Source organism: Flavobacterium fluviale, from assembly GCF_003312915.1.
Lineage (GTDB): Bacteria > Bacteroidota > Bacteroidia > Flavobacteriales > Flavobacteriaceae > Flavobacterium > Flavobacterium fluviale.
In genome coordinates, this window is record NZ_CP030261.1 from 4269016 (window position 1) to 4283442 (window position 14427).

Annotated in this window: 12 protein-coding genes and 1 other RNA gene; 6 read left to right on the plus strand and 7 right to left on the minus strand. The window is 32.9% G+C overall.

What is annotated here, in order from left to right; genetic code table 11:
* Window positions 1-4 precede the first annotated feature (4 nt).
* Window positions 5-3043 (minus strand): SusC/RagA family TonB-linked outer membrane protein, encoded by a 3039-nt coding sequence (locus HYN86_RS18395; RefSeq protein ID WP_113679370.1) that lies wholly within the window; start codon window positions 3041-3043, stop codon window positions 5-7.
* Between the two features lie 275 nt (window positions 3044-3318).
* On the opposite strand from HYN86_RS18395, the gene HYN86_RS18400 reads away from it, so the two are divergent.
* From HYN86_RS18400 to HYN86_RS18410, 3 genes are all read left to right on the plus strand, one after another.
* Window positions 3319-4371 (plus strand): sensor histidine kinase, encoded by a 1053-nt coding sequence (locus HYN86_RS18400; RefSeq protein ID WP_113679371.1) that lies wholly within the window; start codon window positions 3319-3321, stop codon window positions 4369-4371.
* Window positions 4361-5062 (plus strand): LytR/AlgR family response regulator transcription factor, encoded by a 702-nt coding sequence (locus HYN86_RS18405; protein WP_113679372.1) that lies wholly within the window; start codon window positions 4361-4363, stop codon window positions 5060-5062. Before HYN86_RS18400 ends, HYN86_RS18405 begins: the two co-directional genes overlap by 11 nt.
* Before the next feature lie 173 nt (window positions 5063-5235).
* Window positions 5236-6705: an MFS transporter gene (locus HYN86_RS18410; RefSeq protein WP_113679373.1), complete on the plus strand. Its 1470-nt coding sequence runs from the start codon at window positions 5236-5238 to the stop codon at window positions 6703-6705.
* A 138-nt stretch (window positions 6706-6843) separates the two neighbouring features.
* Here HYN86_RS18410 and HYN86_RS18415 read toward each other — a convergent pair whose 3' ends face one another.
* The 5 genes from HYN86_RS18415 to ffs all read right to left on the minus strand — a co-directional run bounded on the left by HYN86_RS18415 (window position 6844) and on the right by ffs (window position 9656).
* Window positions 6844-7338 carry a hypothetical protein gene (locus HYN86_RS18415; RefSeq protein WP_113679374.1) on the minus strand — a complete coding sequence of 165 codons (495 nt, stop codon included), beginning with the start codon at window positions 7336-7338 and terminating at the stop codon, window positions 6844-6846.
* Between the two features lie 90 nt (window positions 7339-7428).
* Entirely contained in the window at window positions 7429-8085 is a 657-nt protein-coding gene (gene fsa, locus HYN86_RS18420; RefSeq protein ID WP_057116476.1) for a fructose-6-phosphate aldolase, read from the minus strand.
* A gap of 306 nt (window positions 8086-8391) precedes the next feature.
* A complete protein-coding gene (locus tag HYN86_RS18425) occupies window positions 8392-8598 on the minus strand; it encodes an ATP synthase subunit B family protein (protein WP_113679375.1) in 207 nt (68 codons plus the stop codon).
* A gap of 4 nt (window positions 8599-8602) precedes the next feature.
* Complete coding sequence (locus HYN86_RS18430; protein ID WP_113679376.1) at window positions 8603-9406, minus strand: SDR family oxidoreductase; 804 nt, start codon at window positions 9404-9406, stop codon at window positions 8603-8605.
* Between the two features lie 152 nt (window positions 9407-9558).
* Window positions 9559-9656: signal recognition particle sRNA small type (gene ffs, locus HYN86_RS18435), an RNA gene on the minus strand.
* An 88-nt stretch (window positions 9657-9744) separates the two neighbouring features.
* Here ffs and HYN86_RS18440 point away from each other — a divergent pair.
* Both HYN86_RS18440 and hutI read left to right on the plus strand, forming a co-directional pair.
* Window positions 9745-10794, plus strand: a complete 1050-nt coding sequence (locus HYN86_RS18440) for a glutaminyl-peptide cyclotransferase (RefSeq protein WP_113679377.1) — start codon at window positions 9745-9747, stop codon at window positions 10792-10794.
* Window positions 10795-10886: 92 nt separating this feature from the next.
* Window positions 10887-12122, plus strand: a complete 1236-nt coding sequence (hutI, locus tag HYN86_RS18445; RefSeq protein ID WP_113679378.1) for an imidazolonepropionase — start codon at window positions 10887-10889, stop codon at window positions 12120-12122.
* Between the two features lie 176 nt (window positions 12123-12298).
* Here the strand turns inward: hutI and HYN86_RS18450 are convergent, their stop codons facing one another.
* Window positions 12299-13177, minus strand: a complete 879-nt coding sequence (locus HYN86_RS18450) for a hypothetical protein (protein WP_095954360.1) — start codon at window positions 13175-13177, stop codon at window positions 12299-12301.
* Between the two features lie 98 nt (window positions 13178-13275).
* On the opposite strand from HYN86_RS18450, the gene HYN86_RS18455 reads away from it, so the two are divergent.
* Complete coding sequence (locus tag HYN86_RS18455; RefSeq protein WP_113679379.1) at window positions 13276-14313, plus strand: formimidoylglutamase; 1038 nt, start codon at window positions 13276-13278, stop codon at window positions 14311-14313.
* Window positions 14314-14427 lie beyond the last annotated feature (114 nt).

Below are 14427 nucleotides of genomic sequence, written 5' to 3' on the forward strand. Positions count from 1 at the left end.
AAGATTAGAATGTTAAGTTTAAATTAAGACCGATACTTCTTGTTGACGGCATTCCGAATACATCAACACCTTGTAAACCTTCACCTGTACTTAGTGCCACATTTGGATCAAATGGAGCATCTTTATAAATAAAGAATAAATTTCTAGCAATTAAAGAGATTGATGCAGTTTGAACAAACGGTAATGTTGCTTTATTGAATGTATATCCAATAGATACCTCTCTAACACTAACATTTGTAGCATCATAGATGTATTGACTGCTTACTCCATTTCTTCCTGCAGTATTACTGTAATATTCGTAAGGATCCATTGAAGTTACAGGAGTTCCATCGCTTGCTTTAACACCATTGATATTTACCACACCAGCATTTCTAGCGTCACCTGTTGCTTTCGAAACACCGTTAAAATCATTGATTGCTTGTGTTAAACTAAGAACTTCACCTCCAAAACGACCGTCAAGTAAAACGTTAGCCGTAAAAGCACCAATTTTGAATGTATTAGACCAGCCTAACATAAAATCAGGATTTGCGTTTCCTATTTCTGTCCAATCTGTTCTTTGTAATGTATTATCGTCATTAACTAAAATTCTACCTTGGGCATCTCTCTTGAAGTCATATCCTTCGATTACACCAAACGGTCTTCCTTCAATTAATGAATATCTGTATGAGTTAGAACCTGGATCTGTAAGAATAATTCTTCCCCCTGTAGATTCTGATGGAATATCATTTACCCTGCTTTTGTTTTGTGAGTAGTTAATTCTTGATTCCCAATTGAATTTTTCACCTCTAACAATATCTGCAAACAAAACAACTTCAAAACCTTTGTTAGAAATACTACCTGCATTAATAGCATAGTTAGTATAACCATTAGGATTTGTAGATTCTGCCGGAACTTGAAGAAATTGATTTTTAGTATCTGAAGTATAATAAGACACTTCAAAACCTAATCTATTATTAAACATTCTCCATTCTGTACCAATTTCCAATTCAGATTTTAACTCGTTTTTTAAACTTGCACCTGGTTTTGGTCCAACAGGAGGATTTACAAGATTTCCAGCTACAATTCCAGATGTCGGACTTGTAATCGTAGAAGCAATATCGTTACCAACTTGAGCAAAAGTTGCACGAACTTTACCATAGTTTATAAATTCTGGCATTGCAGCCATTTCACTAAGAATAGCAGTTGCTCCAACAGACGGATAAAAATATCCTGGACTATCAGTGTTAGCAAGTGTAGAAGACCAATCGTTTCTTCCTGCAAGATCTAAGAATAAATAATCTTTGTAACCAAAAGTTGTTGCAGCAAATACAGATTGAACTTCTCTCTCTGCACCAGTTTGAACATTTCCATTATTATTTACAAAATTTCCTAAAGTAAAAATATTATCATAAACAAGACCTCCGCCAATTCCTGAATCAACAGTTAATCCATTAGCTCTAGAGTGATTTATACTTGTACCAAGTGTTCCATTAAAGCTAAAATTTTCAGAAAATTTAGTATTAAATAAAGCAATTAAGTCTGCATAATTTTGAGTACCAATTAAATTAGCATTTATATATCTTCCTGTTGGATGTACCAAAGAACTAGCAGAACTTCCGTACATTCCTTTTTGGAAATTACTTTCGTTTCTGTTATAGCTGTATCTTGATGTTAAATGAAACCATTCAGCTATTTTATAATCTAAAGCGATAGAACCTGTAAAGAAATTATTTGTATCTACAGATTTTTGTCTGTTAATCTGCCAATAAGGGTTTTCATTGCTTTCGTTTACAGCAGCGAAACCAGGATAATTTTGCTGCATCATGTTTTTAACAGGATCAAAAACTTCGAAAGTTTTTAAGTCGTTCAAAGTAAATGCTCTTGGGTGACTGTAAACACCAGCGATTGGGTTAAAGTACAAACCGTTTGTTGGTCTGTTATTAATGGTCTGCTTAACATAATTTGCAGTTACAGCAACACTTAATTTATCATTAAAAAATTTACTTGTCTGACGAATTCCAAAGTTATTTTTCTTTAGGTGATTACCTGGCACAATACCATTAGAATCTGTGTTCGCATAACTTAAAGCAGTTGATGCACCTTCTGTAGCTTTTGAAAAAGTCATAGATGTAATTTGAGTATTACCAACTTCAAAAAAGTCTTTGATGTCTTTATCGCCTTCTACTTTTTGTTTTGCGCCCCAAGATCTTGGATCTCCTGCGTTAGAAGTATAATCCGATTGAAATTCAGGAAGATAAGCCACACTTTCAAAAGTTGTTACTGAATTTACATTGAAAGACTCTGAACCAGCTTTTACTTTTTTAGAAGATAATAAAATTACTCCATTTGCTCCCTGAGAACCATATAAAACAGAAGCAGCAGCACCTTTAAGAACTGTCATTCCTTCATAATCATCTGGATTTATTAATGAAACAACATCTCCACCATCTTTATTACCACCATTTAAATCTCCAAAAGTTCCATTTGGCTGTCCAGCTCCTCCATTATACAACGGAATACCATCAATTACATATAATGGCTGATTATTTACAAAAGAAGAATTACCACGAATAACAACTTTTGTTGTTCCACCTGCTCCAGAAGAACTTCTCGTTACTGCAACACCGGCAATTTTACCAGCTACAGTATTAATTAAGTTGGCATCTTTAACACGAGTTAATTCCTCTCCTTTAAGCTCTTGCGCAGCATATGCCAAAGATTTTCTTGATTTTTTAATACCTAAAGAAGTTACAACAACCTCGTTTAATGCATTTGACGCTCCTTGAACCAATTTTACATTAATAGTTGCAGCATCTCCTACAACAATCGTCTGAGTTTCCAGCCCTACATACGTAAAAACTAAAGTCTGACCTTTTTGAGCTTCAATTGTGTACAATCCATCAAAATCGGTAGTAGTTCCCTTTTGACCTCCTTGTACTGCAACAGAAGCTCCTGGTAATGGCATACCATCAGAATCTGTAATCACACCCTTGACACTTTTTACTTGTGCAAGCGAAACCTGCGCCGTAAAAACAATCATAAAGATTAAGAAAATTTTTTTCATGTTTATTTTATTTTGTTAGTTATGAGGTAAAATTATTCTTAAGGCTTTGTTAAAAAAAATAAATTAAACCAACGACAACAAAATTTAAACGAACGACATAAATCATTCAATAATACGCTTTACGAAAACGTTCTAATTAGAAAATAAAACATCGATATGCTTTTTTTATGAAATTTTATTCAAAAAAATTGTCGCTTTGCAGTTAATTGTTTAAAGTTGCACAATATTAGAGTATTGTTAAGAAAAACTAAGAAACGCAAATAACTTAAAACCAATTGAAAGAAATTAGAAAAGTTAAATTTGATATTAAACTGCAAAATCATATTTGGTTTTGGGGAGTCTATTTTACATTAAATTTTTTACGATGGGGAGCTTACTTTAATGATTATCCTTATGCCTTCAAATCAAACTTAATTGAATTTTCGTTAGTCATTCCTTTAGTTTATTTGAACTTATTTGTACTGGTGCCGCGGTATGTATTAAAACAGAAATATATAACCTATACCATTTTGCTTTTAGTAAGTTTGTTTGCAATTTACTTACTCAAAACAGCACTAACGTATTATATCATATCCGAAAACATTTGGCCGGAAGCAAACAGAGAATATCATCCGTTTGAAATCAATCATATTGTAGCAGTTTGTATTGGAGAATTATATGTTCTTGCAATGGCTTCTTCAGTTTACCTAACGCTTACTTGGTTAAAAGAGCGGGAAAGAAACAGATCGCTACGAGAAAATCAATTTAAGATAAAACTTAAGTATCTTGAAAATCAGATTCAGCCGCATTTCTTCTTTAATACTTTAAATAATTTATACGCGTTATCATTAGAATCTTCTAAGAAAGTTCCTGATGTAATTATCAAGCTTTCCAATTTAATGGAATATGTTTTGTATGATGTTAAAGGAACTAAGTTTGTCCCGTTAATAAAAGAAATCGACTATATCCAGAATTATATTGAAATCGAAAAACTTCGTTTTGAAAACGTAGAAGTAACCATGAATTTAGAGTCCAATATTGAAGATGTTGTTGTACCGCCGCTTATTTTCATTTCACTTGTAGAAAATGCTTTTAAACATGGAGGCGTCAATAACAAAAACCTAAAGATTAAGATCAACTGCAAAGTTATCGACAACAAAATTCTGGATTTTGAAATCTTAAATAATTTTGTAATTTCACAAAATCATAATCCGAAAAGAGGGATTGGTTTAGTAAATACAAAAAAGAGATTAAAACTTATTTATAAAAACAATTTTAGTCTTAAACACAAAACCAAACTAAATTTCTACATAATCAGATTACAAATACCTACTCATAATGAAGATTAAATGCGTGTTAATTGATGATGAGCCTTTAGCAATCAAAGTGCTGCAAAATTATTTTACTAATTTTACAGATTTTGAAGTTATAGGAACATTCAACAACTCTTTAGAGGCGCTGGATTTTATCAACAGCACCCCTGTTGATGCCGTCTTTTTAGATATCAACATGCCAATGATGACGGGTTTTGAACTTATAAGTCTTATAGAGAATAAAACCAAAGTCATCATAACAACCGCCTTTAGAGAATTTGCAGCTGAGAGTTATGATTTAGATGTTTTAGATTATTTAGTAAAACCTATTCCACTTCCGAGATTTATTAAATGTATCAACAAAATCACAACCGAATACAATCTCAAAAACAACATTAAAATTGAAACCACAAAAGGTGATTCTCATATTTTTATCAAAGTCGATAAAAAAATGATGAAAATTAATATTGAAGAAATTTTGTTTGTTGAAGGGATGAAAGAATATATAAAAGTAGTCACACCCGATAAAACGTATATTACACATAAATCTCTTACATCCTTGTCTGAGGAATTACCGGCAGACCGCTTTCTTAGAATACATAAATCTTATGTAATTGCTTTAAATAAGGTCAAATCTATAGAAGGAAACCGTGTTCAAATACAATCCTATAACATTCCGATAGGCAGAAACTACAGTAAAGAGGTTAAAAATAAAATTTTAGAGTAAATATATTTATGAATTACATTTTCTAAACAGGTTAAAATTAACACTTTGTTGAAAAAAGAGTGTCGTTGGTATAAATTTAACATTATTTATACCTTTTTATTTTTTTTTGATAATCCTAACAAATATATTTACGGTCTTCAAAAAACAATAAAATAAAAATTAACCTTATTATTATGAGTTCAGAAAATGTGCAAACCAAATGGGGGCAGTTTATCTCGTTGATAATCGTGTTCTTCTTTTGGGGTTTTGTTGGTTCTGCCAATGACATCCTGATTCCAGTATTCAAAAAAGTATTCACTTTATCTCAAGTACAATCACAATTAGTTGCTTGGGCATTTTATGCTGCATACTTCGTAGGATCTATTATTTTCTTTTTAGTATCCTTGAAAATGGACGTTTTACAAAAATTCGGATATAAAAAAACCCTTTCAGCTGGTTTACTCCTTTCAGCAGTAGGATCATTTTTATTCATTCCAGCTGCAACAATGGAAAGTTTCCCATTCTTCTTAACAGCTTTATTTACTGTAGGTTTAGGATTCTCAATACAACAAATTGTTGCTAATCCATTAGCAATTAAAATGGGAAGCCCAGCAACTGGAGCACACCGTTTAACATTAGCTGGAGGTATTAACTCATTCGGAACAACAATTGGGGCCATCCTTTTAGGAATTGCTTTATTTGGAATGGGAGATAATAAAAACACTACTCTTTCATTAGAAGACATCAAATTACCTTTCATCATTCTTGGTTTAGCATTTATTGTCGTAGCCGTTTTTATGAACTTCTCTAAAATCGAAGATCCTGAAAAAGAAGAAGTTGAAGTAGTAAAAACAGCACACGAAAAATTCAACATATTAGATTACCCACAACTATATTTAGGAATGTTAGGAATCTTTATTTATGTTGGAACTGAGGTTACTATCATTAGTAATTTACCAGCTTTACTTCATACTACAGAATTCGGAAACGTGCTAGAAGATGCCATTGCTCCATTTATTGCCCTGTACTGGGGAAGTTTAATGATTGGCCGTTGGAATGGTGGAGTTAACGTTTTCAACACTTCAAATCTTGTAAACACAGCATTAAAATTTATCGTTCCAGCTTTAGCATTTGGAGTAATTATTGGAGCAAATATCTTTGCTGCCCATGATGTTTCTTCATTCTACATTTACCCAATCTGGATTTTATTATTTATCGCAGTAAGTTTTGTAGGAGGTAAAAATGCAGGGAAAACTTTAATGCTTTTCGGAATCTCAGGTTTATTAATGATGATCTTAGGATTAGTATGGCCAAACCCAGAAATTGCTAAATTCTTCTTCATCTCAGGAGGTTTATTCTTGTCTATCATGTGGCCATCAATCTTCGATTTAGCCATTGCAGGTTTAGGAAAAAATACAGGAAAAGCATCTTCTTTCTTAATCATGATGATTCTTGGAGGTGGTGTAATTCCATTGGTTCAAGGAAGTATTTGCGACTTTGACATTTCTCATCCAGGAGGAATCTTCGGAATTACATGGACACATTTCTCATATATCGTTCCGCTTTTAGGTTTTGCTTATTTAGGTTTCTACGGCTACTACTGCCCTATCATACTGAAAAAACAAGGTATCAACCACGTTGAAGGTGGCGGCGGAGGACACTAAACTTTATAAAAATCCAAATTTTTTAAATTCCAAATTCCAATTTATAGTAATTGGGATTTGGAATTTTTATTTTAACCAATAGTAATCGACATTAATAACCTCAAAGCCTTAGCATCTTAGACCCTTAGTCCCTTAATTTCACTTTGCATTAATAATATCGCTAAGATTCTTTTTAAAAACAGCTTTATTTTCAGCCGTTAAGGAATAAACAACATCTTTATCTGCATGAACTATTACTTTGTTGATATCTGCCTTTAAAAGAGCTTCTGGGTCTTTTATTTTCAATGTGCATGCACCGTCAAAAAAACCGTCATCTTCAATAATCTTTCTGGCTTCAATAACAGATCCATCACTCAGAACTGCTGAAATAGTCATTTCTTTATTTAAGGTTTTTGAATAAAAACCATCCATAACCAAAAGCAACCTGTAACTATTCTTCATTTCGGGACCTTTAAACTCATGTCTCGTAATATTATAGCGAAGGCCTTTAGCGAGGGTTTGAAATTTCACAGAAGAATCCAACTCGTAAGTTGCGACGTCGCCTGCATCATTTACAGAAGTAATAACTTTTGCCTGAGCATTTACTGAAAAGCTAGCTGCAAAAAAAGACAACAATATCAATATAACTTTCATATTCAACTATTTAAGGTTCATATAAAAGTAAAAAAAATCGTCTCTTCTCGTTAGAAAAAAGACGATTTTAATTTTATAAGTATCTGAGAATTATTTATTTCCCTTCTCAAAGTCAGCTACGAACTGCGCTAAACCGATATCCGTTAAAGGATGTTTCAACAATCCGTAAATTGCAGAAAGAGGTCCAGTCATAACATCAGCACCAATTTTTGCACAATTTACAATATGCATTGTATGACGTACAGAAGCTGCTAAAATTTGAGTCTCGTAACCGTAGTTATCATAAACTTCTCTAATTTCCTGAATCAAATTCAATCCATCAGTAGAAATATCATCCAAACGACCAACAAACGGAGAAACATAAGTCGCACCAGCTTTAGCAGCTAAAAGCGCTTGCCCTACAGAGAAAACAAGAGTTACGTTTGTTTTAATTCCTTTATCAGAAAAATATTTTGCCGCCATAACACCTTCCTTAGTCATAGGAAGTTTTACAACAATTTGGTCATGTAATTCAGCCAGCTCCTCACCTTCTTTAACCATTCCGTCAAAATCAAGGGCATTAACTTCAGCACTTACATCACCTTCTACAAGATTGCAAATATCAACATAATGCTTTAAAATGTTGTTTTTTCCGGTAATACCTTCTTTTGCCATCAAAGATGGGTTAGTTGTTACACCATCCAAAACACCTAAAGCTTGTGCTTCTTTAATTTGAGCTAAATTAGCTGTGTCAATAAAAAATTTCATAATTTATATTATTTAAATTGTGTTGATTAACTGGGCGTGACCATATTTTAAAAAGACGCGCTCAACAAGATGCTTATGAGCGCCTTTTTTAAATCTGACTGGATTATCCACTCCGACTCTGCGGATCAGCTTCTATCCCTCACGCAAATTCAGCTGCAAAATTACGAAATCAATACCAATAACAATTTCAAAAACCAAATCAATTTGCAAATTTCATTAAAATTCACAAAATAAACTGCAAACAATAAATTTACTTAATTTTAAAAATCTGGCTTAAAGTTTCAAGTTCGGCTAAAACGCAATCTTTTATAAATTCCCCGAAGAATTTTTTCGGTTTAATTCTTTCAATTCATCTCTAATTTCTTCCAGAACCTTTAGAGTGTCTTCTTTATAAACTTCAGAATTATTAATCTTATCACTTAAAGCACTTAAAATCCTGCGAATTACAAACCAAATAAACAGAAAAATTAAAATAGTAAAAATAGTAGGCAAAAACTCTGAAATCTTATCCATAGTGTTACAATTTATAATGATTCATTAACATTTTTTCATACATCTTATCTGGAAGAGCGCGTTTTAAAACGATCGAAAACTTCTGCATAAAAGCTCCTACTTTATAATGCACGTTTGGCTTTTTAGTTTGAATAATTTTGTAAACCGCTTCAGCCATTTCATTCGGATTACTCCCTGCGTCAACATGATCATTCATTGTTGCCAAAACATCTCCGTAAACTTTTTCGTAAGCAGAATCTTTAATAAGTGGCGCATGATAACGGCCAGCTGCAATATTTGTAGCAAAATCTCCAGGCGCAACATTGGTAATTTCAATTCCAAAAGATTTAACTTCCATTCTTAAAGCTTCAGTAATCAATTCCAAAGCCCCTTTTGATGCCGAATAAACACTTCTGTAAGGAAGTCCCATGTAACCAGCAATAGAAGTAATATTTATAATAAGTCCTGAATTCTGTTTACGCATTTGCGGTAAAGCAGCTTTCATTACTTCGATCGGTCCAAAAAAATTAGTCTCAAAATTATTTCGGATTTCCTCCGTCGGAATTTCTTCTAAAGGCCCTGTAATTCCAACTCCAGCATTATTTATAACAATATCTAATCTACCAGAAGTTTCAATAATTTTAGAAACTGCTTTCTGAATAGAATCAGAATTTCGTACATCTAAAGCCACCAAAGGGAAAACTGAATTTAAAACTTTCTCAGGATTTCTGCTGGTTCCATACACAACGAAACCTTTTTGATGTAAAAATTCACCAATAGATTTTCCAATCCCTGATGATCCTCCGGTAATTAAAACGACTTTATTCATTTTGAAAAGTTATGAGTTTTGAGTTATAAGTTATGAGTTGGTTCATTGAGGTAAATTTTCAACCTCTAACTAATAACTTTTAACTTTACGAAGTCCCAAAAATAAAAAAATCCTCCTGATAAGGAAGATTACAAATTAAATTTATTCTAAAAAAATGGCAAGCGACCTACATCGCACCGCTCAACCACGTACCCTTGCTATGTTCCCATCCTGGGGGAGTCTGCAGGAGCTGGTCGTGTAGGACTTGCCGGTGCAAATATACAACCTTTTTATATTTTTGCAAGACCTTTGTTGCTATAAAAATATCGTTGTATATTGGCTTATTCAAATTTTAAACTATGAAAAAATATAACTTCCTAACTTTCATTTTATTAGGAATCACATTAATTGGATGTGGAGACACAAAAAAAGGTGAAAATTCTTTGTTTACGATCGACGATTCTGCTTTTCCGGCTCATTTAACGCAAAAAGAAGCGCTTACAATCGGAATTTTAAACCCAAATTCGAAAGAAATTGACAGCGTTGCTTACTTCATAAATGATCAAAAAGTTGGAACTAAAAAAGGTGCTGAAGAATTTAGATATGAATTGCTAGATCAAAAATTAGGTTATCAATACCTAAAAGCTACTGTTTATTTTGGCGGAGACTCTTCTGATGCAACTAAAAGAATTGAAGTAGTTTCAGATGTTGAACCAAAACTATTAAAATACAAAATCGTAAATACTTTTCCACACGATACTACAGCATTTACAGAAGGTTTAGAATTTCATGACGGAAGACTTTTTGAAAGTACAGGACAAAAAGAAGATTCATATTTTAGAGAAGTTGATTATAAAACTGGAAAAGTAATCAAACAAGTGGATCTTCCTAAAGAATATTTTGGAGAAGGAATCACTTTTTTCAACGGTAAAATCTACCAGTTGTCATGGCAGGAAAAAACTGGTTTTATTTATGATGCCAATACTTTTAAGCTAGAAAAAACCTTTAAATACGATAAAGATATCGAAGGCTGGGGAATGGCGCACGACGATAAATACATTTATCACTCGGACGGAACGGAGAAAATCTGGAAAATGGATCCTGCTAATCAAAAGTTGATTGACTATATCAATGTATATTCTGGTGCTGCAAAAATTAAAGCAATTAATGAGTTAGAACTAATCAACGGAAAATTCTATGCAAATGTTTGGCAGAAAGATGCAATTGCTGTTGTAAATCCGACTTCTGGAGCTGTTGAAGGAATATTAAATCTTTCAGATTTACGTAAATCATTAAAAGCTAAAAATGCTGAAGTTTTAAATGGTATTGCTTACAATCCTGCTACTAAAACAATTTTCGTTACAGGTAAATATTGGGATAAAATGTTCGAAATTACAGTTTCGGAATAATTAACAGACAAAAATCAAAAACACAAATTTCACAGATTACACTAATTATTAGTGATAATTTGTGAAATTTGTGTTTTATAACATTTCATTTAATGATCACTTTAATCACAAACATACAAGAACTGCTGCAAGTCCGTGAAACCTCAATTAGTAAAGTTTCAGGTTCTGAAATGGCTAAACTTCCAACAATTAAAAACGCTTTTTTAGTATTAAAAAACAATTTAATTGAAGATTTCGGCTCAATGGATAATCTCCCGAAAATAAATGCCGACAAAACAATTGATGCCGCCGGAAAAGTAGTTCTTCCTTCTTGGTGCGACAGCCACACGCATATTGTTTACGCAGGAAATCGCGAACAAGAATTTGTGGACCGCATTAACGGACTTTCGTATGAAGAAATAGCAAATCGCGGAGGCGGTATTTTAAATTCGGCTAAAAAACTCAACGAAACTTCTGAGGAAGAAATTTACGAACAGTCAAAACTACGTCTAGAAGAAGTTATGCATTTAGGAACTGGTGCTGTTGAAATCAAATCTGGATATGGATTAACTATTGAAGGAGAATTGAAAATGCTTCGTGTCATTAAAAAACTCGCTGAAAATTATCCAATTTCTATTAAAGCTACATTTCTAGGAGCACATGCTTTTCCCACGCATTACAAAGAAAACAAAGCAGGTTATATCGAAGAAATCATCACCAAAATGATTCCCGAAATCGCTAAAAATAAACTCGCACACTATGTAGATGTTTTCTGCGAAAGCGGTTACTTTTCTGTAGAAGAAACCGAAAAAATTATGCAGGCAGGAATTGATTTCGGCTTAAAGCCAAAAATCCACGTTAATCAATTCAATTCTATTGGCGGTATTCAAGCTGGCGTTAAATTTAAAGCTCTTTCTGTTGATCATCTTGAAGTTATGACATCCGAAGATATTGATGCTTTAAAAGACACCGAAACAATGCCTGTAGCCTTACCGTCTTGTTCTTATTTTTTAAGCATTCCGTACACACCCGCACGTGAAATGATTAAAGCAGGTCTACCTTTGGCTTTAGCAACAGATTTCAATCCGGGTTCTACTCCATCTGGAAACATGAATTTTGTGGTTGCCACGGCTTGCATCAAGATGAAAATGACACCAGAAGAAGCAATTAATGCTGCAACAATAAACGGTGCTTATGCAATGGGACTTTCAGAAACGCATGGAAGTATTACAAAAGGCAAAAAAGCCAATCTGATTCTAACAAAACCCATTTCTTCTTATTACCAAATTCCTTATGCTTTTGGAAGCAATCTTATAGAATCTGTTTTTGTTGAAGGTAAAATTCTATAACAAACAATTATTCTTTTTACAAAAATAGATTATTCAAGCATAACCCGTAGTTTCAGCTACGGGAAACGCATCGTTTTCCAAACAGCGGCAAAAGCATTCAAATTAACCCATAAAAAAAGGCCTGTGAAAAATCACAGACCTTTAATATCTAAGTGGTATTGTATCCCTTTGGCAGATTATCTTAAACTGAAACTAGTTTTAGAAACTAATTCGTCATTATCAAAAACATTGATAAAGTAAGTTCCTTTAGCAAAATCTTTACCTGGAAGATCTTCACTTACTTGTACCGTTTTATTTTCATATTTCACAGTAGTTTTAAAACTGTAAGTCAATGAATTATCACCAAAACTTTCTGTTTTCTTTTCGCCTAAAACATTGTTTTTAGCATCGATAACTTGTACATAGTACGTTTTATCTCCAGATTTTGCAATTTGATTTTCAGCAATTGTAAAACTAACTTTTAAAACATCAGCGCGACTTGCTTTGTCTGTTTCAATTTGTTTACCAGAGCTTCTTAATTTGTATGCTGAAGTTTTTGTATTCAATACTGATAACTTCGCTCCTTTTTCTACTGTTTTAGCCAATTCTTCGTTTTGACCAACTAATACTTCGTTATATTTCTTAGATTCTCCTAGAACTACAATAGTACTATCTCTCTGAGTAGTTAAAACACCATTTTGTTTTTTCAACTCATCATTTTCAGCAACTAAAGTTTTCATTTTGCTTTGCATTGCCTGCACTTGAGATCTGTATTTAGAAACATCTCCTTTAGACTTGTTTAAATCATCCATTAAAGCAACTACTTTATCTCTCTCTTGGATTAATTCGTCAGACATAGAAGTGTTTTCCGCAATTGCAGCATCATAAGTCGCTTTCAGCTCTTGCAAATCTTTCATAACAGATTCTTTCTCTGTTAAAGTTGTTGTAAGTTCTGTTTTAACTACATCTGTATCAGATGATAATTTAAAAATATACACTAAGCTACCAATCAGTAGGACTGCTAAAACTGCGATTATCGCCTTTAGACTTGAATTGTTGTTCTTTGGGTTTTCCATATTTAAAAAATTTTCTTTAATAACAAATTTAAGAATTAATATAAGGTAATAACGTAAGTTTCTACAATTATATTATTTTTGGAAAATAAATTTTTTTCATGGAAAAATTAATCCCTTTCACTATAAATGATTTAGCAAAAGTCACAAATCATCGAAGTGGTGAAATAAAGTTCGGAGAAAAAATGATTGTCATCCCTCCGGGCACTGACAAAGTAAGTTTTTTAAAAGACAGTGAAGCTAAATATGTTCTTCTAGGAATTCCCGAAGATATTGGCGTACGCGCCAATTACGGAAGACCTGGAGCAGCTTCTGCATGGCAGAGCGCGATAAAAAGTATTGCTAATATTCAGCACAATCGATTCTGCAAAGGAAGTAACATTATTGTTTTAGGACAGATTAATGTTGCCGATGAAATGCGTGAAGTCGAAAATCTTGACTTTAATGATATTGACGATCGTTCGAAATTAAGTCAGCTCGTAGAAAAAATTGACAAAGAAGTTTCTCATATTATTTTTACAATCATCAAAGCTGGAAAAACTCCAATTATTATTGGCGGCGGCCATAATAACGCATATGGGAACATAAAAGGTGCGGCTTTAGCCAAAGGAAAACCTGTAAATGCGATTAATTTTGATGCACATTCTGATTTTAGGATTCTCGAAGGACGCCACAGCGGTAATGGATTTTCATACGCATACGAAGAAGGTTTCTTAAAAAAATATTTCATTTTTGGATTACACGAAAATTATACTTCAAAAAGTGTTTTAGACATTATAAAAAAACTCGAAGACAGAGTTCGATACAATACTTACGACAGTGTAAATATTAGAAAAGAAAAAGATTTCAATCGAGAAATGATTGCAGCTTTGGATTTTGTTAAAAATGATGCTTTTGGAATTGAAATTGATTTAGATGCGATTCCAAATATTGCCAGCAGTGCCATGACAATAAGCGGTTTTTCTGTCGAAGAATTGAGACAGTTTGTTTCTTTTTTCGCAGAACATAAAAACGCTGCTTATCTGCATGTGTGCGAAGGCGCTCCAGATTTGGACAATGCTCCCAATAATAATTTAATTGGAAAATTAATTGGATATTTAGTAACCGATTTTATCAAAGCTAACATCGAAAAAGATTAATTAAAAGATAAAATCTGATTCTAAAACGAAGTGTTTTTCCTAAATAATCGCCAATTCAAACAAACGATTGACCGAATAAAACTATCTTTGCACGGCATTTTAGTACTTAAAACT